This is a genomic window from Streptomyces sp. NPDC052396, from assembly GCF_044593195.1.
GTDB lineage: Bacteria > Actinomycetota > Actinomycetes > Streptomycetales > Streptomycetaceae > Streptomyces.
On sequence record NZ_JBIUAW010000011.1, the window covers coordinates 53,982 to 78,655 of the forward strand.

Sequence of the window (24,674 nt, forward strand, 5' to 3'; positions counted from 1 at the left end):
GCGTCTGAAGGAGACTTCCTGAAAAGGGTTTCGCTTCTCAACTGGCCGATGGCGGCGGCAACATCACCCGGCCGGCCCGCCGCTCGCCGTCCAGGACGCGCATCGCCTGCGCCAAGGTGCTCGCGTACACCTCCCGTTCACCTCGCTCGTACATCAGCGTCAGTGCCTCGCGCAGCCCGGTGGCCGCGACCACCAGCGCCTGCGCCGCTCGTAGCCCCCGGTACGTGTCCCGGCCGCGGGCCGGGTTGATCCGGCCCAGCAGATCCAGTACCTCCAGATAGCGGTCCACCAGCTCCCCCTCCGCCCGCGTCAGCCCCGGCAGCGGCGGCGGCTCCGGCGGCCACCCGCTCATCGGGCATCCCACTTGCGGCTCTCCACCACCCGGTCGGCCAGCCCATAGGTCACCGCCGCGGCCGCGTCGAACACCGTGTCCCGCTCGGTGTCCGCCTCGATCCGCGCCCGGTCCTGCCCGGTGTGCCGGGCCAGCAGCTCGGTCTGGCCGTCCCGGACGCGCAGCAACTCCCCGGCCCGCAGGGCCAGATCGGACGGCTGCCCCTGCACCGGCTCCGCCAGATACGGCTGGTGGATCAGCACCCGGGCGTGCGGCAGCACCGCCCGCTTCCCCGGTGTCCCGGCCGCCAGCAGCACCGCGGCGGCCGAGGCGGCCTGGCCCAGGCAGACCGTCTCGATGTCGCAGCTGATGAAGCGCATGGTGTCGTAGACGGCGCACATGGCGGAGAAGGAGCCGCCGGGGGAGTTGATGTAGAGCGAGATGTCCCGCTCGGGCGCGGCGTGCTCCAGATGAATCAGCTGCGCCATCACATCGCAGGCCGCGGTGTCGTCCAAGGGTGTCCCCAGCATGACGATCCGCTCGGCGAGCAGCTTGGAGTACGGGTCCAGGGTCCGCACCCCGGCGCTGGTGCGCTCGGTGAACTCGGGGAGGACGTGGCGGGCGGTGACACGGGTCATGCGGGCACCTCGCTCTGATGAGTCGTCTATAAAAAATGTACAGGACGTACGTTGCGTGATCATGGTGCACCGCTGATGGCAAGTCAATGGCCCTGTCCGGCCGGTGGCTCAGCCTGTCGGCAGCCGGGCGAACGAGCGGGAGATCTCGGCGAGTTGGGCGGCCGCCGCGGCGGTCCCGGTGGTGGCCGCCAGGACGACCCGGCCGGGCGGGGAGCCGGCCGGCCGGGGCGGTGCGGACAGGGCGGAGCGGATATGTGCGGCGATGACGGCCGCGGTGTCCGTTTCCGTCCGGACCGGTCCGGGCAGGCGCGGCCGGAGCAGCAGCAGACCGTCGTGGATCTCGATCACCCGTCGGTAGAGGGCGAAGTGCACTCCGCGACGGGCCGGTTGGGGCAGGGCGATCTGGGGGAAGGTCCGGTGCAGTGCGGACCACAGCGGGGCCAGAGCCCGGTAGGTGCGGTACGACCACCACCAGTGGCGCAGCCGGGGCCAGGCCGCCGTGCTCCCGCCGGCCACGGCCAGGGCGGCGCAGAACAGCCCCAGGGTCATGGAGAGGGTGTCGTCGCCGTCGCTCTGGCGGCCGGTGGTCAGGGCGAGGCGGACATCGTCCAGGCCCCAGGCCGTCCAGGCCAGTCCGAGCAGGGTGGCGGCATGGAGCAGGCGCAGGCCCCACCGGGGCGCGCCCGGCCGGGCGCGCCGGGAGCGGTCCCGGAGCGCCCGGCGCAGGGCCGTCAACTGCCGCGCCGGATAGAGGATGAGCAGCAGGTCGTAGCCGGCCAGCACCGGGCGGTGGCGGGTGTCGACGAAGAGTTCGCCGGCCGAGTGGTGCAGGCGGGCGGAGACAAAGAGGACGGCCAGGGCAAGCAGGGTCAGGCCGGCCGCCAGGGCCTGACGGCGCGGGGAGCGGGCGGCCAGCAGGCCCAGGCAGCAAACCGCCAGGGTGCGCAGCAGATCGCCGAGGAGCATGGGAAGGCCGGGCAGGGTGATGGCACTCTCCACGGCCCGGGCCGTGGCCGGAGCGAGGACCAGCAGCGCGGCGCCCAGGCAGAAGGCGAAGCGGTGGGTATGGCGCTGGGCACTGTCGGGGCGGGTGCCGCGCAGCACCGTCCAGCGGTAGACGCCGAACGCCAGCAGGGCCGGTCCGCTGAGATAGGGGAGGGGGTCAGTCATGGCCGTCCCGGCGGGGCGCCGGGTCGAAGAAGGGGTCCGTGGCCGGGGCGGGGCGGGACCAGAGGGCGCGGTGGAGCATGAGCGAGGCGAGTAACTCGGCCTCCTGCTCCTGGGGTTCGGAGTAGACCGTCCGTCCCAGCACCCGGCCCACCAGCTGTGGTGAGAGGTGCGGCAGCAGCCCGGTGGAGGGTCTGCCCCGGTGTTCGCACAGCAGATGGGCCAGTTCATGGGCCAGGATGTGCTGCCGGTGCAGGGGCGGGGTGTCGGCCGCGTAGACGATGTAGTCGGCCTGGTCGGCGGTGACCAGCAGGCCGCAGGGCAGGCCGGGTTGCCAGGGGGTGGGTATCAGTTCGATCGGCCGGCGGCGCCGGTCGGCGACGCGGACGGCCAGCTCGGCGGCGTCGAAGGGGACCGGGAGGTCCAGCGAGCCGGCGAGGGCCCGGCAGCGGCGCAGCAGCCGGCGGCGGGCCCAACGGCCTGGGGTCATCGGCCGGTTGAGCCGCGCCGCTCGGCTTCCCGGCGGGCGATGGAGTCGATCAGGTCGCGCACCGTCCCCAGCCCGTCGGGGGAGAGGTTCACCGCGCGCAGGGCGACATCGCGTACCCCCGCGTCGCGCATCGCGGCGAGCAGGGTGATCTCCTCGGCGATGCGGGCGCTCTCCGTGTCGTCGAAGAAGTACGCCACCGGCACCTGGAAGAAGGCGGCCAGCGCCTCAAGATGGCGTTTGGTGGGATTGTTCCGGCGGCCGGTGCGCAGCTGCCACAGATAGGTGGCGGAGAAGGTCTCGCCGCTGGACTCGCGGCACGCTCTGGCCACTTCCTCATTGCTGTAGGCGGAGCGGTCCGGGCGGCGGACCGTCCGGAAGAGAGCCTCTATCCGCTCCGCCAGTGACTGGGTCCCGGCTTCCGACACGGCCCCACCTCCGTTCGCACCGGCATGGTATCCGACCCGCCCCGGACGGGAACGGGCGCGGTGGCAGACCGAGGTGGCCTGCTTCCACCTCATCGGCGACCAGCCCGTCACCTACTGGGCCACCGGCAATGCCGTTACCGGCAACGGCACTTCGTCCGCCCTGTGCGGCTCTCCGCGCTCCTGGGCCACCAGGACCATCCGCGAGGTGGTCGTGGGCGTGGCCGGCCGGCAGGGCCGGCTGGTCGGCTATGGCAACAAGTGCGTGGACATCCGCCATGGCCGCACCACGGCCGCCACCCCCGTGCAGATCTATAACTGCAATGGCACCGGCGCCCAGCCTGACCGGCAAGTGCCTGGACGACCTCGGCTTCAGCACCGAGAACAGCACCCAGCCGGGCATCTGGGACTGCAATGGGCTGCCCGATCAGAAGTGGGTGCTGACCCCCTGAGCCGCCCCGGGCCATGCCTCCCGGCCCAGGTGGTGCGGAGGGGGCGCCCTCTATGCTGGGTGCATGGCCTATGAGATTCCGGTGACGCAGGCCCGGGCCGAGCTGGCGGAGCTGATCAACCGTGTGGTGTACGGCGGCGAGCGGGTGGTTGTCACCCGCCATGGCAAGCCGCTGGTCGCCCTGGTGTCCGCCGCCGACCTGCGGCGGCTGGAGGAGGGCCCGGAGGCCGGCGAGGAGCAGGTGATCAGCACCGTCTCCACGGTGCGGTCCCTGTCCTCCGCCCCCGGCGAGCCCGGCCGGTTCGGCATCGCCGCCCAGCACCGTGACCCCGGCGGCCCCACCGGTCACTGAGCGACCATCACCCGGCTCCGGCACCGGCTCCAACCCCCTGCCATGGCCTGGCAAAGCGTCAGTTAACGCGTTGGAAAAGCTTCCGCACTAACGTGCAATCACCTCTTCCCGGCGGCGGGAACCAAGGTCAACATCGTGTTGGCCCCGGGTGGAACGCCGCCGAACTCGGACGACAGGTGAGGTGGGACGCGTGCAACTGACCCCGCATGAGCAGGAACGCCTGCTTATCCATGTGGCCGCCGATGTCGCCGGGAAGCGCCGTGAACGAGGGCTGCTGCTCAACCACCCGGAGGCGGTGGCCCTGATCACCGCGCACATCCTGGAAGGCGCCCGGGACGGCCGCACCGTCGCCGAGCTGATGTCCTCCGGGCGCAAGGTGCTCACCCGCGACGAGGTGATGTCCGGCATTCCGGAAATGATCAGCGATGTCCAGGTGGAGGCCACCTTCCCGGACGGCACCAAACTGGTCACCGTCCACCAGCCCATAGCCTGAGGGGGCCACGGTGATTCCCGGAGAGATCCTGTACGCCGGCACACCGGTGCGGCTCAACGAGGGCCTGCACCGCACCCGGCTGACCGTGCTCAACACCGCCGACCGGCCCGTCCAGGTCGGCTCCCACTACCACTTCGCCGAGGCCAACCCGGGCCTGGACTTCGACCGTCCGGCCGCCCACGGCAAACGCCTGGACATCGCGGCCGGCACCGCGGTGCGCTTCGAGCCGGGCATCCCGGCCGAGGTGACGCTGGTGCCCATCGCCGGCAAGCGGATCGTCGGGGGACTGCGCGGGCAGTGCGGGGGCCCGCTCGATGCCTGAGCTCGACCGGGCCGCGTACGCCGACCTCTACGGCCCCACGGCCGGTGACCGCGTCCGGCTGGCCGACACCGATCTGCTGATCGAGATCGAGGAGGACCGCTGCGGCGGCCCCGGCCACGCCGGGGACGAGGCGGTCTTCGGCGGCGGCAAGGTCATCCGGGAGTCCATGGGCCAGTCCCGGGTCACCCGGGCCGCCGGCGCCCCGGACACCGTGATCACCGGTGCCGTGGTGCTGGACCACTGGGGCATCGTCAAGGCCGACGTCGGCATCCGCGACGGCCGGATCACCGGCATCGGCAAGGCGGGCAACCCCGACACCATGGACGGGGTGCACCCGGACCTGGTGATCGGCCCGGAGACCGAGGTCATCTCCGGCAACGGCCGCATCCTCACGGCCGGCGCCATCGACGCCCATGTCCACCTCATCTGCCCGCAGGCCGCCGAGACCGCTCTCGCCTCCGGCGTCACCACCCTGGTCGGCGGCGGCACCGGACCCGCCGAGGGCAGCAAGGCCACCACCATCACCCCCGGCTCCTGGCACCTTGCCCGGATGTTCGAGGCCATGGAGGCATACCCGGTCAACCTCGGCCTGCTGGGCAAGGGCAACACCGTCTCCCATGACGCCATGCGGGCCCAACTGCGCGGCGGCGCCGTGGGGTTCAAGATCCACGAGGACTGGGGTGCCACCCCGGCCGTGATCGACGCCTGTCTGGCCGTCTGCGAGGAGAGCGGCGCCCAGCTCGCCATCCACACCGACACCCTCAACGAGGCCGGCTTCGTGGGCGACACCCTGGCCGCCATCGCCGGGCGCTCCATTCACGCGTACCACACCGAGGGCGCCGGCGGCGGCCACGCACCGGACATCATCACCGTGGTCTCCGAGCCCAATATCCTGCCCAGTTCCACCAACCCCACCCGGCCGCACACCGTCAACACCGTTGAGGAACACCTCGACATGCTGATGGTCTGCCACCACCTCAACCCCACCGTGCCCGAGGACCTCGCCTTCGCCGAGTCCAGAATCCGGCCGGGCACCATCGCCGCCGAGGATGTCCTGCACGACCTGGGCGCCATCTCCATCATCTCCTCCGACTCCCAGGCCATGGGCCGCATCGGGGAGACCGTGCTGCGCACCTGGCAGACCGCCCATGTGATGAAGCGGCGACGTGGCGCGCTGCCCGGCGACGGGGCCGCGGACAACCTCCGGGCCCGGCGCTATGTCGCCAAATACACCATCAACCCCGCGGTGGCCCAAGGGCTCGACGGCGAGATCGGCTCGGTGGCCGAGGGCAAACTGGCCGACCTGGTGCTCTGGGAACCGGCGTTCTTCGGGGTGAAGCCACTGCTGGTGATCAAGGGCGGGCAGATCGCCCTTGCCCAGATGGGCGACGCCAACGCCTCCATACCCACGCCCCAGCCCGTGCTGCCCAGGCCGATGTTCGGCGCGGTGGGACGGGCACCGGCCGCCAACTCCCTGAACTTCACCACCCAGTGGGCCCTGGACGACGGACTGCCCGAGCGGCTGGGACTGGACAAACGCTTTGTACCCATCCGGGACACCCGCGGGGTGAGCAAGGCGGACATGCGCAACAACGACGCACGGCCCCGGGTGCAGGTCGATCCGGACACCTTCACCGTGACCATCGACGGCGATCCGGTCGAACCCGCACCCGCCCGCGAACTGCCCATGACCCAGCGGTACTTCCTCTTCTGATGGCCACCTTCTGATGGCCACTCAGCTGGCAGCCCTGCTGGTCCTGGCCGACGGACGCTTCCCGGCCGGCGGCCATGCGCACTCCGGCGGCGTGGAAGCGGCGGTACGCGCCGGACGGGTCCATGACGCCGCCACCCTCGGCGCGTTCTGCCAGGGACGGCTGCACACCGCCGGACTCACCGCGGCCGGACTGGCCGCCGCGGCCGCCGCCGGATGCGACCCGCTGGAACTCGACACCGCCGCCGACGCCCGCACCCCCTCACCGGCGCTACGCGCCACCGCCCGGCGGCTGGGCCGCCAACTGCTGCGCGCCGCCCGGGCCGCCTGGCCCGCCCCCGAACTGGATGCCCTCGCCGCCGCCCGGCCGCGCGGCGCGCACCAGCCGGTGGTCCTGGGACTGGCCGCCCGCGCCGCCGGACTGGGGCCGGCCGAGGCGGCATACGCGGCCGGGTACGAGTCGGTGAGCGGCCCGGCCACGGCGGCGGTCCGGCTGCTGAGCCTGGACCCCTTCGAGGCCACCGCCGCACTGGCCCACTTGGCACCGGAAGTGGACCGCGTCGCGGAGCGGGCCGCCGCGGCCGGCCAACAGGCCCGGTACCAAGGGACGGACGCCCTGCCCGCGGCCGCCGGACCGCTGCTGGACATCACCGCGGAGCAGCACGCCGCCTGGCCGGTACGGCTGTTCGCCTCCTGACCCGCCTGTCTGCCACCCGGCCCTCCCGGGCCGCCCGACACCTCACGGAGGGGCCATGCACCTGGACCACGACCACCACACCTTCCCCGAGCGGCACACCTGGAGCGCACCCGGCCGGCGTGACCGCGCCCTGCGCATCGGGCTCGGCGGCCCGGTGGGATCCGGCAAGACCGCCACCGTCGCCGCCCTGTGCCGGTCCCTGCGCGAGGAACTGTCCATCGCCGTGGTGACCAATGACATCTACACCCGCGAGGACGCCGAATTCCTGCTGCGCAACGCGGTGTTGCCCGCCGAGCGGATCACCGCCGTGGAGACCGGCGCCTGCCCGCACACCGCCATCCGCGACGACATCTCCGCCAACCTGGAAGCGGTGGAGGAACTGGAGGACGGCGTCGGCCCGCTGGACCTGGTACTGGTGGAGTCCGGAGGCGACAACCTCACCGCCACCTTCTCCCGCGGCCTGGTGGACGCCCAGATCTTCGTCATCGACGTGGCCGGCGGCGATGACATCCCGCGCAAGGGCGGACCGGGCATCACCACCGCCGACCTGCTGGTGGTCAACAAGACCGATCTCGCGCCCCATGTCGGGGTGGACCTGGCCGGCATGGCCCGGGACGCCAAGGCCCAACGCGGCGACCTGCCCGTCGCCTTCACCTCGCTGACCGCCGAGGATGGCATCGCCCCGGTCCGTACCTGGGTCCGCGAGCGACTGGCCGAGTGGCGCGCCACCGCCCGATGACCAACGCCACCGCCCCGCATGTCACCGCCCTGCGCGCCGCCGCCCGGATCGCCGCCGCCCCCGACGGCCGGGGCGGCACCGCGCTGCCGGTGCTGGAGAGCGCCGGCCCGTTCGCACTGCGCCGGCTGCGCCCCCACGGCCGCCAGGCGCGCGTCTGCCTGGTCGGCGCCATGAGCGCACCCCTGGGTGGTGACCTGCTGAGCCTGACCGCCGACCTCGAGGACGGCGCCGAACTGCGCTTCACCACCACGGCCGCCACCCTCGCCCTGCCCGGCCGTACCGGCGAACCCGCCGTCTATGACACCCGGATCAGTGTTGGCGAGGGTGCCACCCTGCACTGGCTGCCGGAACCCCTGATCTCCGCCCGGGGCAGCGATCTGCGTATGACCACCCGGATCGAACTGGCCCCCACCGCCCGGCTGGTGCTGCGCGAGGAACAGGTGCTGGGCCGGGCCGGCGAACAACCCGGGCGGCTCACCACCCGGCTGACCGTGCGCCGCGCCGGGCGGCCGCTGTACGACCAGGAGCTCGGCTACGGTCCCGGTGCCCCCGGCTGGGACGGCGGCGCGGTCCTCGGCGGACACCGGGCGGTCGGCCAACTCCTGGTGGTCGACCCGGAATTCAACGCCACCCCACCCTTGCCCGACGCACCCGGACCGACCGCTGCCGTCATTCCGCTGGCCGGGCCGGCCGTGGTGGTCAGCGCGGTGGCGGGGGACGCGCTGACCTTGCGCGGCCTGCTGAACCCGGAGCGATTTGCGAAGGATGGGGCGATATGGGCGCAATGAAGCGGCTGGGTCGGGCGGGGCGTCCCATGCCCCATCTGATGTGCCGTCATTCTTACGGATTGGTAAAGAAACACTCGGACGGTATGTCCATCGTGACAGTGGAGAAGGAAGGATCCTCCTCAGCAGCTCTGTGATCATCGCCGCCGTGCGCGGCGCACCCAGCAGGGGGATTCCTACGTGAGACCAAAAGCGATATTCGGCGCGGCCGGCACGGTGATGACCGGCGCGCTCGTCGCCGGATTCCTGGCCGCCCCGACGGCCGGCGCCGCCGACCAGGTGCCCGGTGGTGCCGCCGAGGCCAAGGGTGTGGCCGTCGCCGCCGCCAAGGCGGCCAAGAAGGGCATCAAGTGGCAGGACTGCCCGGCCGCTTGGGGACTGGAGAAGCCCATCCAGTGTGGCTTTGTCACGGTTCCGGTGGACTACACCAAGCCCAACGGTCCCACCATCCAGATCGCCGTCGACCGGGTGCGCGCCACCGGCACCGCCCATGAGCACCAGGGTTCCCTGGTCTACAACCCGGGCGGCCCCGGCGGCTCGGGCCTGAAGTTCCCGCGCAAGGTCACGACCAAGAACCCCATCTACACGAAGATCGCCAAGGCGTATGACTTCGTCGGGTTCGACCCGCGCGGTGTGGGCAAGTCCGCCCCGATCTCCTGTGTGGACCCCCAGGAGTTCGTCAAGGCCCCCAAGGCCGACCCGGTGCCCGGCAGCGAGGCCGACAAGCTCGCCCAGCGCAAGCTGGCCAAGCAGTACGCGGACGGCTGCGCCAAGCGCAGCGGCAAGATGCTGCCGTACATGACCACCATGAACACCGCCCGTGACGTGGACGTGGTGCGTGCCGCCCTCGGCGAGAAGAAGCTCAACTACCTGGGCGTCTCCTACGGCACCTACCTCGGCGCCGTCTACGGCACCCTCTTCCCGTCCCATGTCCGCCGCCTGATCGTGGACAGCGTGGTCAACCCGGCCCAGAGCAACATCTGGTACCAGGCCAACCTCGAGCAGGACATCGCCTTCGAGGGCCGCTTCAAGGACTGGGAGGGCTGGGTCGCCAAGTACGACTCCTTCTTCCACATCGGCAACACCCAGGCCAAGGTGCACCAGGAGTGGCTGAAGCTGCGCGCCCAGGCCAAGAAGAAGCCGATCGGCGGGCTGGTCGGCCCGGCCGAGCTGATCAACTTCTTCCAGAGCGCCGCCTACTACGACTCCTCCTGGATCCCGGTCGCCACCACCTGGCAGAAGTTCCGCGCCGGTGACACCAAGGCCCTGGTGGACGCCGCCGGTCCGGACCAGGCCGGTGCCGCCACCGCCGAGAACGGCAACGCGGTCTACACCGCCGTGGAGTGCGCCGACGCCAAGTGGCCCACCAGCTGGAAGAAGTGGGACCAGGACAACACCCGGCTGAACAAGAAGTACCCGTTCATGACCTGGTCCAACGCCTGGATGAACCTGCCCTGCGCCACCTGGAAGGGTCCGCAGCTCAACCCCCTGGATGTCAAGACCCACAAGGGCCTGCCGCAGACCCTGATCATCCAGTCCACCCGTGACGCCGCCACCCCGTACGCCGGCGCCGTCGAGCTGCACAAGCGCTTCCAGGGCTCCCGCCTGATCACCGAGAAGGGCGCCGGTTCGCACGGCGTCACCGGCCTGGTCAACCCCTGCATCAACGACCGCGTGGACAGCTACCTGCTGACCGGCAAGGTCGACGCCAAGGACGTGGTGTGCACGCCGCACGCCACGCCGATGCCGAAGGTTGCCAGCTGACGCTTAGTCAGTGATTGCCGTCAGTGCCCCGGGGCTATTGCTCCGGGGCACTGTGGCGTGTAGTGGCTGCTGCCGACGGGCCCGGCCGATCGCGGCGGTCGTCGGCACCCGCTACGACCGCCGCCCAGCCCCGATTTCCTCGCCCAGCAGCCGTGCGACCTCCTCATAGCCCTGCCCGAAGAACAGGTACATCGCCGGCACGAAGCACACGACCAACCGCGCCGGCAACAGCCGACTGCGTCGCCCGGCCCGCCCGCTTTCGGCGACCACCCAAACTGCCTTTACCAGGCGGGGGACGTCAGTGGTTCAGGTGATGCGGGTCAGACTACTTCGGGCAGTTGATGATGCCCGAGGCGATGCCCGTGACCGCACCCAGGAGCATCCCGCCGGCTGCTGCCTCGGGACCGCCCCAGAGGCCCTTGAGGGCTCCGCCGGCGATGCCGGTGCCGATGTGCTTGGCCATGCACTTGTCGTGGGCATCGCTGCTCGTGGAAGTGGGCGATGCCTTGAAGGACGCCGTCATCAGCATCTTGACCGTCTTCTTCACGGCGGCCGGGGAGGCGGCAGCAGTGGTACCCAGGGAGAAGGTCGGGGGCGAGATGGTGCCGGTGACGGTCTCGCCGGTGACGCCTTCGATGGTTTGGGTGACGGTGGTGCCGTTGACCGCAAGGTCGACCTTGTGGGCCGTACCGTTCGTGTCCGTGACAGTGCCGGGCTGCACGGTGGCGATGGTGGCGCCGTCCGCGTCACTGACCCGGATGCCGCCCTGTACGGTGGCCAGCTTTGCCCCTGCCGGAAGGTCCACGGTGCCCGAAGCGGTCTTCGCCAGGGCAGCAGGCTTCACGTCCGGGCTGGTGGTGTCGCTGCCCGGCGGGTTGGTGCTGGTGTGGGTGACATACATCGTCGAGCCGGCCGACGAGTTGATGACGGGGACGGTGACGGTGGCGTCTGTTGTCCACGGCTGGTTGTCGTTGTCGAAGGTCCAGGTGCCGGTGACCTTCTTGCCGACGGCTGCGAAGTCGACCCAGGCGTAATTCTTGGGTGGGACGTCGACTGCGATCCCGTTGATCGTCGACTCGTCCGAGATGTACGTCTGCGTCGCGGTCAGTTGGCTGCTGATCATGGCCTGGACCGGGGTGGAGACACCGACCGACGATGCCAGTCCCACCGAGTAGGACTGGGCCCAGCCGGAGTGGTAGATCGTGGTGAAAATCTGTTTCATCGTGGTGCTGGTGTCGTTGTACCAGACCGACGAGGCGGGCTGGCGGGGCAGTACCTCGGGCTGGCCCTCGGACTTCTGCGTCCACGAGCAGGTGGAGGTCTTCTTGGAACACAGGTCGCTGTAGTAGTCGAGCGCGAGACTCCTGGCCTCGGCCGCCTTCGAGGCGGGGATCGTCCATTCCTGGCTCGCGCTGCCGTCACACCCGTTGGGCTGGGCGAGGATGCCCCACAGATGGAGGCCACCCCGGTTGTCCATGCAGTACTCTGTGCCGCTGCTGTCGTCGCGGCGGACGATGCCGAAGGTGTTGGGCTTGCCGTCGACGGGGCGGAAGTGCCATTGCTCGCCGTCCTGGCCGCAGGACTGCTGTATGGCGGGCTGGGAGGCGTAGATGCACTTCCCGGAAGAGGTGCTGGCGATGTTGAACGTGCCGGGGGCACCGAGCTTGATCAAGCGCCAGTTTGTGTAGTTGGTGCCGTCGGGGGTGACGGAGATCTGGTTTCCGTCGCCGTTGCCCGTCGCGTTGAGGGTGCCGTCCGGGTTGGTGAAGGTATAGGCGTCGGTCGTCGCGGCGCTTGCCGGGGTGGCGGTGAGGAAGGGCGCTAAGAGAGCCAGGGCAACAGCCGGCGTGGTGAGGAGTTTCGCGGCTTTCTTCATATGTCTCTTCATGATCACTTCCTGAGGTGTCAGGTGTACTTCCTGGGCGCAAGTCATCGCCTGGGCTGCAGTGGCCGGCTCCGACGAGCCGTGGACGAGCCAGCGGCTCGGTACGACGGTCACCCCAGGGGAAATGGCCCCTTGCACTGGCGCGTCTTGACACCGGGGCGGAGCACCGGGACGGCCTTCGCAGACATAAGCGGATCCGTCGGGGAGGAACAACGACAGGATCCCCAAGTTGGCCCGCAGGCCGATGGCAACTTCGGTCGGGCCGCCAGCGTGGGTGTGGACCGGGCCCCGGACGACGGTCCGGGTGCCACGGCTGGGATCACCCTGTCCTGTGCTCGTTTATGAGCTGGCAACCGATCCTCCGGCCATTGAACCGTTGGCTCTGCCCCATGGCCGAGCACCTTCGGTACTCAGTCACGCATGCGCGGGCTGCGCGGCGAACCCGGAACGATCCGGGGTGACGCTGCGGCCAACTCCTCGGCCTCCCGAGCTCGGTCGCGTGTGGGGAAGCCGGTGCCTTGCTCGCGGCATATGGGCCGTGACCCTGATGAGCGGGTTCTCCCCTCGGACTGATCTTCGGTTCGGTGGACCGTCCTGCGTGACGTGTGCGCAACTGACCGATGTGGAGCGGGAGTTCACCGAGCCGTCCCCGATCCGTACCGGCCGGTCGGCGAGTATGGCCCGTACTCCGAGCGGTTGCGCCGGCAGTTCGAGGGCGCGGTCCGGCGGTGTCCCATCGTTTCCGCCAGCGGCGTGACGCTGGTCGGTATCGGCTCACCGGCGCCGGACGTGTCGCGGGCGTCACCCGCGCGCCTTCGGCGATCTGGATCCTGCGCGCTCTGAGCGGCAGCTGCATTCCCGGATGCCGGGATTTCGGTGGCCCGCTGCCGCCCGGGAAGTGGGGATCGTGCGCCACCTGCGCGGTGTCGGCCCGCGGGCTCAGGCGAGGGCGGCGGCCAGCAGGGCGAAGGCGGCGATGATGACGGCGACGCGGATGTAGTGGAAGCGGTCCCAGCGGTTCATCTGCTCCTTCCAGTCCTCGGGCCGGTTCTCGGGGGTCCATGTCTTGCCCCGGTTGTTGATCGGGACGAGCAGCAGGATCGACATGATCACGCTGAGGATCAGCAGCGCGCCGGCGGTGACGACGAGGCCGGTGCCGTGGTGGTGCCATCCGGCGATGGCCCAGACCGCGACGAGGACGAGCGAGGTGATGTACCAGACCGGCATCACGGCGCCGAGCATCCGGCCCCCGTGGGCGCGGCCGAGTTGGCCACTGTCTCCGGGGAGTGCGTCGAGGATCCGGTTGATGACGAAGGCGACGGAGAACTCCACCCCCACCATCACGCCGACGACCACGGTGGTGAACACCTCGAGTGCGTTGAGCATGATGACCTCTCCTGAGAACTAGCGCCGCTAGCAGATGAGGCAACGCTAGTACTGCCGCTGCTCGATTATCTAGCAATGCTAGGATCGATTCATGTCGGTACAGGAACGCAAGCAGCGCGAACGGGCGGAGCGGGAACGCCTCATCGTGGCGACGGCCCGCGAACTCGCCGAGCAGCAGGGCTGGGACGCGGTCACCACCCGCCGGCTCGCCGAGCGCATCGAATACAGCCAGCCCGTCCTCTACAGCCATTTCCGCGGCAAGCGCGAGATCATCGGCGCCGTCGCCCTCGAGGGTGCCGCCGAGATGGCTGCGGCGCTGCGGGCCGCGACCTCCGCCGTGGACGGTCCTCGCGCCCGGGTCACCGCCCTAGCCCGCACCTACCTCGACTTCGCCGAGCGCAACCCGGCGGTCTATGACGCCATGTTCGAGCTCGACGGCGGCCTGGCGTTCGCGAAGGAGGACACCCCCGAGCCGCTGAAGGATGCCTTCGCCGCCCTGCTGGAGAGCCTCGGCGAGGTCGCCGGGGATGGCGTCCACCCGGGGCTGTTCACCGAGGTGTTCTGGGCGGCCCTGCACGGGCTGGCCACCCTGACCCGGGCGGGACGACTGCCGCTGGGGGACGCCGAGCCAAGGGTGGAGCTGCTGGTGAGCCGGCTCGCCATGGTCTGACACACCATCCCCGCGGGCACCCGGCCGGGGCCCTCGGGCCCCGCCGCTGCCGGCCTGCGACAGCACTTGCGGTCACTCACGCGCACCCGGCGCAGCCGCAGATAGCCGGGCCCCGTACCCCAGGCGGACACCCGCCCCGCAAGCCGCGATGCTCATTGATCACGGCCCGGTACGCGCCCTAGGCGGTGGAGGGGAGTCCGAGCCCGGCCCGCTTCATTTCGGCTGCCGTCAGGGGTGGCTCGGCCGGCGGATCCAGCCGTGGGCCGCGCAGCACTCCGATGGCCACTGTGGGCGCCAGCAGGCGGGAGATCGGAGCGGAGAGCGTCATCGTGTCCAGGAGAGCGTGGCAAGTGGCCGCTCTGCCGGTAGCAGTACGCATAAGCCGGTCCATATAGCCGCGCAGCAGGCGTGCCGCGACGGGAGGTTGTGGGCCGACGGCTCCGGGATAGAGGATGTCCTGGCCGGTCGCCAACTCCCAGGGGCCTTTGACCAGGCGGCCGATGGCCTTCTGTATGACACGGGCCAGATTCCTGTCTCCCAAGCCACGCGAGCGCACCGCGTCTCGCAGGGCGGCCGCGCTCTGTGCGGCGACGGACATGCCCTGCCCGTAGATGGGGTTGTAGGTTGCCACGGCATCGCCCAGGACGATGAACCCGGCAGGCCATGAGCCGAGTTGTTCGAAGTGTCGCCGGCGGTTGACGGTGCTGTGTGTCACCTGGACATCGGTGAGTGGCTCGGCGGCGGCGATAAGATCGGCGACGATGGGGTGCCGCACTTCACTTCTCGCGAATTGCTCGAACTGTGCGTTGTCTTTGGGCGGGTTGCCGCCCCTGGTGCCGGAGAGTGTGACCAGCCATCTACCATTTTCAATGGGGACCAGAGTGGCTGTTCTGCCGGGTACCGGCTGACGGGCATCGGCCTGGACGTTGACAACAGGGAAGTTATCGGTGCCCACAGGCGCGCGGAAGACTCTGGTGGCATAGGTCAGGCCGGAGTCCACCGTCTTCTCGTGCGGGGCCGGAATCCCAAGACCGGCAAGCCACTTGGGAGCGGCCGATCCACGGCCGCCGGCGTCTACGACCAGATCCGCGTCCAGGTCCTCCAACTGGCCGGTCGCTACGTTCCGGATGCGTACTCCGGTGACGTTGCGAGGGCTCCCGATGAGCCCGACTGCCTCCACGCCATCCCGAGCCGTGATGTCCAGATGCAGGATCTGCTCCCGGACGACGGAGTCCAGCAGGTCCCTGGAGCAGGCAATGAGGTATTGCATCTCGGGCCAGCGCCGGAGCCACCCCTGGGCGGAGAGACTGACCAGGCCGGTGGGCAGGGGGATACGGCGCGCTCCTGCCCTGATCCAATGCTCGGTTATGCCGGGCAGAATTCCTTCGATGGCACGGACGCCGCCGGACCACAGAAGGTGCGCATGCCGGGCTTGCGGAAGGCCCTTGCGGGGTGCCGGGGCCTCGGGTAGCCGGTCCCGCTCCAGGAGGGTGACCTGGGCATGGTCAGCGAGGGCGGCGGCGGTGAGCATGCCGGCCAGTCCGCTGCCGATCACTACGGCTCGGCGGTCTGGGGCTCGGTGCGCGGGACGGGTCAGCATGGGCGTGCCTTCTCTGTCTGGCGGGTGAGGTGTCGGCGTGCCGCCGCGGCCATGGGCGCGGGACGCTGTGGTGAGGGAGCCCAAGTCAGCGCTACGCGGCCGCAACTTGGGCATTTGGGACCGGCTCGGTGGTGGCTTCCAAGATGAAACCGTGGCGGGTCAGGGCCGTGAGGTACCTGGACAGTGTCCGGTGTTGGCTGCCGGCTCGGCGGGCGCCCTCAGGGTTGTCCGAGCGCCAGAATCCTTCGGCGAGGTAGTCGCCGACGACCCGGTGGGCGGCCCTCGCATGTTCGATCATGCGCGGTGATGGGTCGATACCCACGACGGAGGCGCCGCGCGCGGCCACTGTGCGGGCGATGATGCTTTCGGCGCAGCCGAGATCGAGAACGCGCCGACCGCCGGGTCCCTCGGGGAGGTGCTCAAGCAGGACGTCACGATTGAAGTCGTGTATTGCGGAGCCGGCCCGCAGCAGTCTCGCGTACCAATCGGCGATGGTGTCCCAGGAGTCAGTCATCAAAGCCTGGACGCTACTCGCTGCTTCAGGACACCGCCACGGGCTTTCCGCCTTCCCCAGCCCTTGGAATCAGTCATCTAGTGATGGCGCCGCCCCACCTGGAGGATTCTCGCCTGGATGTGCTGTGCCGGTTCACCGGAATCCAGGGCAAGTTGGGGTCTGGTACGCCGGCTGAGGTTGGCACCGTGGCGACGGCCATCAGTCTTGTCTGGCTGATGATCACGGGTTAGGGTCCCCCGGTCATGTATCGGGGGATCAGGCCAGGTGGGGGAATGGCGGACGATATCGGCGCGCCCGGAAAGGGCGCGGGCGCGTGGGGACAGGCCGTCGCGGCTGTGGCGGTGATAGGGGCGCTCTGCGTTGGGCTGTGGGCGTTCGGGAAGACATCGTCTTCGGACAGTGACCCGCGGCCTGCCAGATGCTCGGGCGGGGAGTCCGAGAAGGCGTCAGGAGAACCCGGGAAGGCGTCCCGGCGGGTCTCCGGGGCGCAACTGTGCGAGGCGCTGAACCGACCCGACCTCGCTGAACTGCTGGGCATGCCGGGGGAGACCGCGAAGACCGCCGCCGGCAGCGGCGGCTCCGTCAAGCTGGCCAACGGCGAGGAGATCGCCACGCCTTCGGCCCAGGTCGAGTTCGGGACCTACACCGTGGCGCTGTCGGCCTCCTACGACCGTCTTCCCGTGGCCGGGTCCACCGCGCTGCTGAGAGAGGGCACGCGGCAGCAGACGGTTCTGGGCCGCCCGGCGGTCTTCTACTCGGACCGCACCATCAGCATCAGGTTCCGCCTCGACGGGAGCGATACCAGCAGTGGTCCCGGCGTCCCGGCCCGCGGCCTCACCGTGGCCCGGGACACAAAGGACAGCGGCGGCTCCTTCGAGGTGGCCCTGTGGCGCGCGGACGGCGGGGTGCCGGACGACGCGGTGCTGCTCCGCGTCGCCGAGAGGGTACTGCCGACGGTCCCGGGGTGGGACGCCGCCAGCGGGTGATGGCCTCCGGTAGCCCCGGCATCCGGCGCGCTCGCCGGGCCAGGGCCATGGGCTGCCGGTCGCCTTCCTCCACCGTCTGAGAAGCGCTGAACCCCTTTTCCGCCGGGGCGCGTTGCGGCAGCCACGATCACGGCGACGGCGATGGGCAGGCCCGGGATGTCGGTGGCGATGCCCCGCATATTCAATGGGACATGGGTGGATATGGGGAGGACGCGGATCAGCGTTGCGAGCCCCGGCAGGCATTGCGGCCGGCCGGGCCCACCGCGTGCGGGTCGTAGCGGTAGCGACGGGCCGCAGCAGCGCTGAAGTCCTGGCCAGTGCCGGGTCCACTCGCGGCCGGCCTTCAGGCCGCGTGTCACGGGGGCAGGACCGGCACGGTTGCCGATCAGCCGCAGGTCCTCACCGAGCCATTCCTCGATGCGCGTCGTCTCCGTCACCCAAGACCCGGAACCAAGGCGGACCCGCGCCCAGCGCGCCTGCACATGGCGGGCACCCGGTGTCGTCAGGAGGGTGTTTTCCCGGCCGCAGCACAGCCGGTCCACCATGTGAGCAGGGCGAGTATCGCGCTGTCGGCCCCGGGCGGACCAGCGGAAGCATCAGCCGCTCGGTGATCCTGTTTGACACCTGTTGAAGCCGGGCATGCGGACGGCCTCACTTCCGTCCACGCCATGACAGGACGCCCCAGGCACCGGCGAATTGACTCGTTCCACCCCCGGCATGGCCGGTTCGGCGCCAGCCACCGAAGCCTCGAACAGGTAAAGGTGCCCGGCCGGCCGCCCGGGCCGGGCACGCGGGGTGAGCGGCTCGGCCGGGAGCTGCGCAACCCGACCGTCGCTCCCGGCAGTTGACGTCCCGCCTGTGCCATTCCCATACTCGGGCGCATGCCGCCGCTCCCGGAGCGGCGCGTACTCCCCTTCCCTGTATGCGCATTGCGAGGTGTGGCCATGTCTTCTCCGCTGCTGGACAGAGTGAACGGTGACGATACGCTCGCGGATCTCCCCCTGGAGAACGCGGAGACCGCCCTGCACCAAACGGCGTCGGTGCCGGTGCTGTCGAGCCAGGCGCAGGTCGCCTATGTGGCTGCCCTTGTCGCCGCGACCGCGTCGGCCGGGGTGCCGATCCACTACTGACGACAGCGGTATACCGCGTGCCGGTGTGCGAGGCGATGCGCACCGGCACGCGGCTTCGTCCGAGGAACCGTTCAGGAAGCGACGAGGAACGAGGAGTCCCTACGCCCATGCGCCGACCGATACGCGCCCGACACCGACCGTTCGCAGCGGTGTTGGGCAGGGCGCAGGCGGTGACCGCGATGGAGCGGATCAGTGCCGTGACGCAGCTGATCGCGAGCCTGGAGTACCTCACGCGGGAATCGGACCGCGGGCCAGGCGGGGTCAACCACTGGGCCACCACACGGAATGTGTTCGTCCGGATGCCCACCGGGGTGCGGCGCGTGCTCGATGTGGTCAGTGCGCCGGGTGTGACACGGGCACTGCACATCGGGCGGGCCACGGCCGCGGCCGCGCTATGGCTGCCGTTGCCGCGGCGGACGCGGGCGGTGGCCGACGCGGCGTTGGCGGGGACGCAGGTGCTGCTGTACCCCCGGCAGCTCTTCGGCACCGATGGCGCCGATCAAGTCTCCTTTCTGGTCCAGTCCTTGTCGGCGGTGGCCAGGGCCGGTGAGCGGCGGCCCCGGGTGGTGGACGCCTGTCTATGGGCGGTGGCGCTTCAGTCGGTGATGTCATACACCGTCTCGGGGTTCGCCAAGTTCCCCAGCCGGACCTGGCGCAGCGGCGAAGCGCTGCCGGGTGTGACCCGCACGCTGACCTACGGCGACCGGGGGACCTGGGCGTTCCTCACCCGGCACCCGCGGCTCAGCCGGGCATTGGCACATGGTGTGCTGGCCCTGGAGGCCGGGTTTCCCGCGGTCTTCCTCCGAGGCGGTCGCCTGGCGCCCTGGCTGTGCGGCTCCATGGGCGCGTTCCACTTGGTCAACGCCCGGGTCATGGGGCTGGGGCGGTTCTTCTGGGCGTTCTCCTCGACCTATCCGGCCGTACTCTATGCGACCGGGCCGAGGACCCGGTCGGTGCGGGGCGGGCCGGCCGAGCGGCGCAGCGATGCGGTTCCGGTGGCCTTCGGCGCCCTTGCCGTCGCCGGTTTCGGGGCCGCGCAGGTGCGTCGCCGGCGTGGCGAGCGCCTGGTGGACCGGGGGCTGGGCGGGGAGCGGCGGCTGGTCACATCGTCGGGCGGCACCCTGGTCTACCGGTGGGCGGGGACGGCGGTCCCGGCGGGCAACCGGGACGAGCCGGTGCTGGTGCTGGAGAACGGGCTCGGTACCTCGTCGGCGCACTGGGCCTGGCTGGTCCGGGAGTTGGGTTGGCAGGGTGGTGTGGTCACCTACCAACGTGCGGGGTACGGGCCGAGCCGGGCGCGGCACGGCGCGGAGTTCAGCCCGGGTGGCGCGGCCGCCGACCTCGCCGAGCTGGCGGAGCATGTGGCCGACGGACGGCCGGTGGTTCTGGTGGGGCATTCGCTCGGCGGGTACCTGGCGATGCTCGCCGCCGAGCGGCTTGGGGACCGGGTGCGGGCCATGGTGCTGGTGGATACCAGCCACCCCGGCGAGCTGCGGCGCTCCCCGGGCCAGGCGCGGGGAGCGGCCCTGCTGACACAGGGCGGGCTGCTGCTGCCGCAGTCGCTCCGGGCCGGGCTGGGCCCGCTGCTGGAACCGCCCCCGTGGCTGGGGCAACTGCCGCACGACATCCGGCCGTTCGCCGAGGCGCATTACCGGGATGCCCGGACCTGGAGGGCGGCCCGGCGGGAATGGCGGGCCGTGGAACGGGAGTTCGGCGCCTTCGACGGGACGGAGCCGAAGGTCGCCGTTCCCGCGCTGGTGGTCACCGCGGGCCGTACCGCCGAGGAGCAGCCGGTCCATGCCGAGTTGCACCGGGAACTGGCTGCGTCCGCGCCCTTCGGCGAGGTGCATCTGATCGAAGGGGCGGACCACCACGGGGTGCTGGCCGATCGCCGGCATGCGGGTGCGGTGGCCGGGTTGATCACCGAATTTCTGGCGGAGGTGGCGGGCAATGCCCGTATGCCGTAAGGACTTTCGCCGTGATGTCCTGGGCAGGACGGTGGAACCGGCCGTGATCGCCGCGGTGGCCGCCTGGCTGGGTGTCACCCTGCTCAGTCAGCACCCCAACCGGCTGTTCGACCGGTTCAGAAAGCATGACCCATTCGGCGTGGTGATACCCGACTGGCGGTTTTTCGCCCCGGAACCGGCCCGGCACGATATGCACCTGCTGTACCGGGTGCTCACCGCCGACCGGGAGCGTTCGGCCTGGGCGGAGACCAACCGCATCCGTGAGCGCGACTGGCTCCAGACCGTATGGTTCCCGGAACGGCGCCGCGACAAGGCGTTGTTCGACCTCGCCCTTCAACTCATACCGCATCTGGGGACATCGGCCGATGTGACGGCGCTTCCCGTCTACCGCGTGCTCCGGGAGTTCGTGGCGGCCGCGGTCCGGCGTGACCATGCTGATGGTCCATGTCCGCGTGGGTTCCAGTTCATGCTGGTGCGGGGAGGTGGGTACGACGGGGCGGAGGAGCCGGAATACCTCCTGGTATCGCCCTACCACCCGCTGGGGGAGCAATGAGGACGAACGAGAGGAGTCGCATGGGTGAGAACAAGAAACGCATGCTGGCCGGTGACTGGTATCTGCCGGACGATCCTGAGCTCAAGGAGGACACTCAGCGGCGGATTGAGTTATGTGATGCGTATAACGCGCCTGGGGCCGGTCAACCGAGGCATATTCTCGAGCGGTTGCTCGGGGCCATGGGCGAACGGGTGCGGATCCGGGCGCCGTTCTTCTGTGACTATGGGTACGGGATCAGCATTGGCACCGGGACCTTCGTCAATTTCGGGGCGGTTTTCCTGGATGCCGCGCCCATCAGCATTGGACGTGATGTGCAGATCGGGCCCCACGTCCAGCTGTTGACGCCCTCGCACGCGCTGGACGCCGAGCGGCGCCGGGCCGGCTGGGAACGGGCGGAGCCGGTGGTTGTCGGGGACAATGTGTGGCTCGGGGGCGGGGTGATTGTCTGTCCCGGAGTCACCATCGGGGAGAACGCTGTGGTGGGTGCGGGGTCCGTGGTGACAAAGGATGTGCCGGCGGGGGTGCTGGCGGTGGGCAATCCGGCCCGGGTGGTAAGGGAGTTGCCGGAGTAGGCGCGAGGGGCCGTGTGCCCCGGGTGGGGAAGCACCCGAAGCACACGGCCTGCGCGCAGGCACGATTCCTCGCCCGCGGCGCCCTCGGCGGCTGGGACCGAGGTCGGTTACTTGTTGACCAGGGTGTTGCCGTGCGAGAGGTTGCCGATACCGACGACCGAGATCACATTGCCGCCGACGTTGGGAGAGACGCGCGGCGCGACCTGGACCACGTTCCCGGCCGCCACGCCCGGGGACTTCTCGGTGGCGCCATGGGCCTGGTCGGCGGTGGCGGCGGCGGCTCCGGCGCCGAGGGCGGCGGCGGCCATGACGGTCACTGCGGTGGCGTTGCGGATGCTCATTGCTCTCTCCATGGTGATGGGGGGAGCCAGGCAAAAGCTCTGGCAAGAGAGAGTCTTGCGTATGAAAAACCGTTGTTGGGATGGAGAGCTGTATGTTCATCCTCTCCGGCGATGGCGGGCCGTGCGCTGACCCCTTGTGGGTATCAAGGAGTTGGCGCAACGTCCGTAACCCTCAAGGGAGTTGTGCTCAGGGGGAAGGGAAGTCCCGGGCCTTGATCTTGGCCATGCGGCCATCGGGATGGTGGAAGACGATCCCCTCGCAGCCGTCCAGCGCGTGCATCGCCCGGACCCGGTCCCGGATGACGGCGAAGGTGCGGTCCGGCAGGGCGTACTCCTCGGCCGTCATATGGGCGATCAGACGGTGGCTCCCGGCCCGCTCGGGGTTTCCGTTGATCTTCGGGCCCACCAGCTCATAGGTACCGGGCGCCGGTGAACCACCGTGCCCCGCAAGGGCTTCGGCGTGGAAGCGGGCGAAGGAGGAACGGGCGATGGGTTCCCAGCCGACCGTCTTGCCGGTGACCTCGTCCGTCTCCACCGGCCGGTACTCCGGCGGCGCGGTCCTGCCCGGCTTCACCTCGCGCCGTGCCCACCAGGCGCCCCACTCGTCCAGCAGCACACAGGTGCCGTCGTACTTCCGGGTGGCCATGCCCTCCCCGGCGACCACCCACTCACAGCCGGGAGCCACCTCGGGCAGGACATGGCGGCGGTCGTCGGGATCGCGGCGGAAGAGAGTGGGGATCTTGCGCATGGGCGGGTGCCTCCTGAGAGGTGTGGGTGGGGGCCGGGGAGGCGGGGTTCACCTCATACGCCGGGGAATGGATTTTCGTCCGGTGACCAGGGCCGTTCGAGTGGCCGCCGGGTGCCGGCCGGGCGATGGGCCGGTGCGGCGGCTTGCCGGGCCGAGGCGGGGCGCGGTGCGGTGCCCTGACGCGGCGAAGGGCGGCGGGATCCCGCCGCTGCGGCCGGTGAGCGCGCCGGGCCGCCCCGCGACGGCTCGCGCGGCGCCGGTCCGCCCGGAACAAAGGAGGCATGGAGATGTCCGTACGTCGCACGGTCGCCGTGGCGGCGGCCGCCACCGTCCTGCTCGCCCCGGCCCGGCCCTCGGCCGCCGCCGGCCAGGAGCGGGACAAGCTCTTCCTGACCGTCTCGGGGGCCCGGAACACCTGGATCCGCGGGCTGCAGCTGGTGTGCCCCAGCCCGCCCCGCGCCCACCACCCGCACGCCGCCGAAGCCTGTGCGAGCCTGACCGCCGCCCAGGGCCGGCTGGACGCGCTGGCCGGAGACCACCATCTGTGCACCCGGGAGTACGAGCCGGTCACCGCCACCGCCGACGGCGACTGGCACGGGGCGGCGCTGCACTGGCGCAAGGACTACCCCAACGCCTGTGAACTCGACGCGGCGACCGGGGCGGTCTTCCGCTTCTAGCCGGCCGGTTCCAGCGAGCCGGACGAGAGCTCATCCGGAGGGCCGCTGGGCCACCAGCGCCCCTATGGTCGTCAGCATCAGCACCACCCAGCCGAACCAGAGCCAGCCGTTGCTGCCCATCGCCACCGAATAGGCGGTCACCACGACCAGACCGCCCGCCGTCAGCCATGCCATCGCCTTTGTCGAGCCGGGCATCGAGCACCTCCTGGGGGAACATATGCGCGGACCGCGGCCTGGGGACATCGTCTCCCCGCCGCGGTCCGTCCCGCCATAGCGCTCAGGGGGCGAACCGCGTCACCGCCCGCGCGCCTGGAGCGAGGCCAGATAGGCGTTGTATTCGGCCAGCTCCTTGTCACCGTTCCGCTCCGCGGCGCGGTCGGAGCGCCTGGCCTGCCGCTGTTCCGAGCGGTACCACTGGTAGACCAGCGCCAGCAGCACCAGCACCGAGGGGATCTCGCTGAACGCCCAGGCGATGCCGCCGCCCGCCTTCTGATCGTCCAGCGCGTCTATGCCCAGCGAGGCCATGGGGTGCTTATAGGTGCCGATCATCGGCTCCGAGGCCATCATCAGGGCGATGCCGAAGAACGCGTGGAAGGGCATTCCCGCGAACAGCTCCAGCATCCGCATCACATAGCCGGGCCGGTGCGGACCCGGGTCCACGCCCATGATCGGCCAGAAGAAGACCAGGCCCACCGCCAGGAAGTGCACCATCATCGCGATATGCCCGACCTTGCTCTCCATCAGGAAGTCGAAGATCGGGGAGAAGTACAGCGCGTAGAGGCTGGCGATAAACAGCGGGATGGTGAACGCCGGGTGGGTGATGATCCGCATATAGCGGCTGTGCAGCAGCTTCACCAGCAGCTCACGCGGGCCGGTACGGCCGCGCCCGGCGGCCGGCAGGGCGCGCAGCGTCAGCGTCACCGGCGCGCCCAGCAGGATCAGGATCGGCGAGAGCATGCTGATCACCATGTGCTGCACCATGTGCACGCTAAACATGACCATGCCGTAGTCATTGAGCTTGGTGCACATCACCAGCCAGACCGTGGCCACGCCCAGCACGAACGCCACCACCCGGCCGATGGGCCATCTGTCCCCGCGCCGCCACAGCCGCACCACGGCCCAGCCGTACAGGGCCACACCCAGCAGGCAGCCGGTCATGAAGAACGGGTCGCCGCTGAATTCCAGGCCCCGTCCCAGCGTGAACGGCGGCATGTCCATCATCATGCCGTGATGCCCGCTGTGATCCATCCACTCTCTCCCAATTCGGACCAATGCGCCGGGAC

30 protein-coding genes are annotated in these 24,674 nt (G+C 70.3%); 16 read left to right on the forward strand and 14 right to left on the reverse strand.

What is annotated here, in order from left to right; genetic code table 11:
- Positions 1-37 precede the first annotated feature (37 nt).
- The 5 genes from ACIHFE_RS26465 to ACIHFE_RS26485 all read right to left on the reverse strand — a co-directional run bounded on the left by ACIHFE_RS26465 (position 38) and on the right by ACIHFE_RS26485 (position 3,051).
- Complete coding sequence (locus ACIHFE_RS26465) at positions 38-352, reverse strand: hypothetical protein (RefSeq protein WP_400110307.1); 315 nt, start codon at positions 350-352, stop codon at positions 38-40.
- Complete coding sequence (locus ACIHFE_RS26470) at positions 349-969, reverse strand: ATP-dependent Clp protease proteolytic subunit (RefSeq protein WP_400110308.1); 621 nt, start codon at positions 967-969, stop codon at positions 349-351. Before ACIHFE_RS26470 ends, ACIHFE_RS26465 begins: the two co-directional genes overlap by 4 nt.
- Positions 970-1,077: 108 nt before the next feature.
- Positions 1,078-2,139, reverse strand: coding sequence for an MAB_1171c family putative transporter (locus ACIHFE_RS26475; RefSeq protein ID WP_400110310.1), 1,062 nt, complete (start codon positions 2,137-2,139; stop codon positions 1,078-1,080).
- Entirely contained in the window at positions 2,132-2,626 is a 495-nt protein-coding gene (locus ACIHFE_RS26480; RefSeq protein WP_400110312.1) for a ParH-like protein, read from the reverse strand. The genes ACIHFE_RS26475 and ACIHFE_RS26480 overlap by 8 nt, the downstream gene beginning before the upstream one ends.
- Positions 2,623-3,051: an XRE family transcriptional regulator gene (locus ACIHFE_RS26485; protein WP_400110314.1), complete on the reverse strand. Its 429-nt coding sequence runs from the start codon at positions 3,049-3,051 to the stop codon at positions 2,623-2,625. The genes ACIHFE_RS26480 and ACIHFE_RS26485 overlap by 4 nt, the downstream gene beginning before the upstream one ends.
- Positions 3,052-3,371: 320 nt before the next feature.
- Between ACIHFE_RS26485 and ACIHFE_RS26490 the strand changes: the two genes are divergently transcribed.
- From ACIHFE_RS26490 to ACIHFE_RS26530, 9 genes are all read left to right on the forward strand, one after another.
- The gene (locus ACIHFE_RS26490) at positions 3,372-3,500 is read left to right on the forward strand and encodes an RICIN domain-containing protein (protein WP_400110315.1); all 129 of its coding nucleotides are present in this window, start codon (positions 3,372-3,374) and stop codon (positions 3,498-3,500) included.
- Between the two features lie 63 nt (positions 3,501-3,563).
- Positions 3,564-3,851, forward strand: a complete 288-nt coding sequence (locus tag ACIHFE_RS26495) for a type II toxin-antitoxin system Phd/YefM family antitoxin (protein ID WP_400110317.1) — start codon at positions 3,564-3,566, stop codon at positions 3,849-3,851.
- Positions 3,852-4,041: 190 nt separating this feature from the next.
- The gene (locus ACIHFE_RS26500) at positions 4,042-4,344 is read left to right on the forward strand and encodes an urease subunit gamma (protein ID WP_400110319.1); all 303 of its coding nucleotides are present in this window, start codon (positions 4,042-4,044) and stop codon (positions 4,342-4,344) included.
- Between the two features lie 10 nt (positions 4,345-4,354).
- Complete coding sequence (locus ACIHFE_RS26505) at positions 4,355-4,666, forward strand: urease subunit beta (protein ID WP_400110321.1); 312 nt, start codon at positions 4,355-4,357, stop codon at positions 4,664-4,666.
- A complete protein-coding gene (locus tag ACIHFE_RS26510) occupies positions 4,659-6,380 on the forward strand; it encodes an urease subunit alpha (RefSeq protein ID WP_400110322.1) in 1,722 nt (573 codons plus the stop codon). Before ACIHFE_RS26505 ends, ACIHFE_RS26510 begins: the two co-directional genes overlap by 8 nt.
- A gap of 13 nt (positions 6,381-6,393) precedes the next feature.
- Positions 6,394-7,074, forward strand: a complete 681-nt coding sequence (locus tag ACIHFE_RS26515; protein WP_400110323.1) for an urease accessory protein UreF — start codon at positions 6,394-6,396, stop codon at positions 7,072-7,074.
- A gap of 55 nt (positions 7,075-7,129) precedes the next feature.
- A complete protein-coding gene (gene ureG, locus ACIHFE_RS26520; protein ID WP_400110325.1) occupies positions 7,130-7,813 on the forward strand; it encodes an urease accessory protein UreG in 684 nt (227 codons plus the stop codon).
- A complete protein-coding gene (locus ACIHFE_RS26525) occupies positions 7,810-8,601 on the forward strand; it encodes an urease accessory protein UreD (protein WP_400110327.1) in 792 nt (263 codons plus the stop codon). Before ureG ends, ACIHFE_RS26525 begins: the two co-directional genes overlap by 4 nt.
- 216 nt (positions 8,602-8,817) lie before the next feature.
- Positions 8,818-10,362, forward strand: coding sequence for an alpha/beta hydrolase (locus ACIHFE_RS26530; protein WP_400110597.1), 1,545 nt, complete (start codon positions 8,818-8,820; stop codon positions 10,360-10,362).
- 111 nt (positions 10,363-10,473) lie between these two features.
- Here ACIHFE_RS26530 and ACIHFE_RS26535 read toward each other — a convergent pair whose 3' ends face one another.
- From ACIHFE_RS26535 to ACIHFE_RS26545, 3 genes are all read right to left on the reverse strand, one after another.
- Positions 10,474-10,632 carry a transposase domain-containing protein gene (locus ACIHFE_RS26535; protein WP_400110328.1) on the reverse strand — a complete coding sequence of 53 codons (159 nt, stop codon included), beginning with the start codon at positions 10,630-10,632 and terminating at the stop codon, positions 10,474-10,476.
- Positions 10,633-10,687: 55 nt separating this feature from the next.
- The gene (locus ACIHFE_RS26540) at positions 10,688-12,361 is read right to left on the reverse strand and encodes a hypothetical protein (protein WP_400110330.1); all 1,674 of its coding nucleotides are present in this window, start codon (positions 12,359-12,361) and stop codon (positions 10,688-10,690) included.
- 825 nt (positions 12,362-13,186) lie between these two features.
- Positions 13,187-13,633, reverse strand: coding sequence for an anthrone oxygenase family protein (locus ACIHFE_RS26545; RefSeq protein WP_400110333.1), 447 nt, complete (start codon positions 13,631-13,633; stop codon positions 13,187-13,189).
- A gap of 91 nt (positions 13,634-13,724) precedes the next feature.
- Between ACIHFE_RS26545 and ACIHFE_RS26550 the strand changes: the two genes are divergently transcribed.
- Complete coding sequence (locus tag ACIHFE_RS26550; RefSeq protein WP_400110334.1) at positions 13,725-14,303, forward strand: TetR/AcrR family transcriptional regulator; 579 nt, start codon at positions 13,725-13,727, stop codon at positions 14,301-14,303.
- Positions 14,304-14,481: 178 nt separating this feature from the next.
- Here the strand turns inward: ACIHFE_RS26550 and ACIHFE_RS26555 are convergent, their stop codons facing one another.
- Positions 14,482-15,903: an FAD-dependent oxidoreductase gene (locus ACIHFE_RS26555; protein WP_400110336.1), complete on the reverse strand. Its 1,422-nt coding sequence runs from the start codon at positions 15,901-15,903 to the stop codon at positions 14,482-14,484.
- 91 nt (positions 15,904-15,994) lie between these two features.
- Positions 15,995-16,417, reverse strand: coding sequence for a class I SAM-dependent methyltransferase (locus tag ACIHFE_RS26560; RefSeq protein ID WP_400110338.1), 423 nt, complete (start codon positions 16,415-16,417; stop codon positions 15,995-15,997).
- Positions 16,418-16,689: 272 nt separating this feature from the next.
- On the opposite strand from ACIHFE_RS26560, the gene ACIHFE_RS26565 reads away from it, so the two are divergent.
- The 5 genes from ACIHFE_RS26565 to ACIHFE_RS26585 all read left to right on the forward strand — a co-directional run bounded on the left by ACIHFE_RS26565 (position 16,690) and on the right by ACIHFE_RS26585 (position 21,625).
- Positions 16,690-17,403 carry a DUF6215 domain-containing protein gene (locus ACIHFE_RS26565; RefSeq protein WP_400110340.1) on the forward strand — a complete coding sequence of 238 codons (714 nt, stop codon included), beginning with the start codon at positions 16,690-16,692 and terminating at the stop codon, positions 17,401-17,403.
- 944 nt (positions 17,404-18,347) lie between these two features.
- Positions 18,348-18,533, forward strand: a complete 186-nt coding sequence (locus ACIHFE_RS26570) for a hypothetical protein (protein ID WP_400110341.1) — start codon at positions 18,348-18,350, stop codon at positions 18,531-18,533.
- A gap of 197 nt (positions 18,534-18,730) precedes the next feature.
- Complete coding sequence (locus tag ACIHFE_RS26575; RefSeq protein ID WP_400110343.1) at positions 18,731-20,500, forward strand: alpha/beta fold hydrolase; 1,770 nt, start codon at positions 18,731-18,733, stop codon at positions 20,498-20,500.
- Entirely contained in the window at positions 20,484-21,053 is a 570-nt protein-coding gene (locus ACIHFE_RS26580) for a hypothetical protein (protein ID WP_400110345.1), read from the forward strand. The genes ACIHFE_RS26575 and ACIHFE_RS26580 overlap by 17 nt, the downstream gene beginning before the upstream one ends.
- A gap of 20 nt (positions 21,054-21,073) precedes the next feature.
- Positions 21,074-21,625, forward strand: coding sequence for a sugar O-acetyltransferase (locus tag ACIHFE_RS26585; protein WP_400110347.1), 552 nt, complete (start codon positions 21,074-21,076; stop codon positions 21,623-21,625).
- Positions 21,626-21,732: 107 nt separating this feature from the next.
- On the opposite strand, the gene ACIHFE_RS26590 is transcribed toward ACIHFE_RS26585, so the two are convergent.
- Positions 21,733-21,966, reverse strand: a complete 234-nt coding sequence (locus ACIHFE_RS26590; RefSeq protein WP_400110348.1) for a chaplin family protein — start codon at positions 21,964-21,966, stop codon at positions 21,733-21,735.
- A gap of 187 nt (positions 21,967-22,153) precedes the next feature.
- Positions 22,154-22,714, reverse strand: a complete 561-nt coding sequence (locus ACIHFE_RS26595; RefSeq protein ID WP_400110350.1) for a hypothetical protein — start codon at positions 22,712-22,714, stop codon at positions 22,154-22,156.
- A 287-nt stretch (positions 22,715-23,001) separates the two neighbouring features.
- On the opposite strand from ACIHFE_RS26595, the gene ACIHFE_RS26600 reads away from it, so the two are divergent.
- The gene (locus ACIHFE_RS26600) at positions 23,002-23,391 is read left to right on the forward strand and encodes an SSI family serine proteinase inhibitor (RefSeq protein ID WP_400110351.1); all 390 of its coding nucleotides are present in this window, start codon (positions 23,002-23,004) and stop codon (positions 23,389-23,391) included.
- 30 nt (positions 23,392-23,421) lie between these two features.
- Here the strand turns inward: ACIHFE_RS26600 and ACIHFE_RS26605 are convergent, their stop codons facing one another.
- Positions 23,422-23,586, reverse strand: a complete 165-nt coding sequence (locus ACIHFE_RS26605; RefSeq protein WP_400110353.1) for a hypothetical protein — start codon at positions 23,584-23,586, stop codon at positions 23,422-23,424.
- 99 nt (positions 23,587-23,685) lie between these two features.
- A complete protein-coding gene (locus tag ACIHFE_RS26610) occupies positions 23,686-24,639 on the reverse strand; it encodes a cytochrome c oxidase assembly protein (protein ID WP_400110354.1) in 954 nt (317 codons plus the stop codon).
- Positions 24,640-24,674 lie beyond the last annotated feature (35 nt).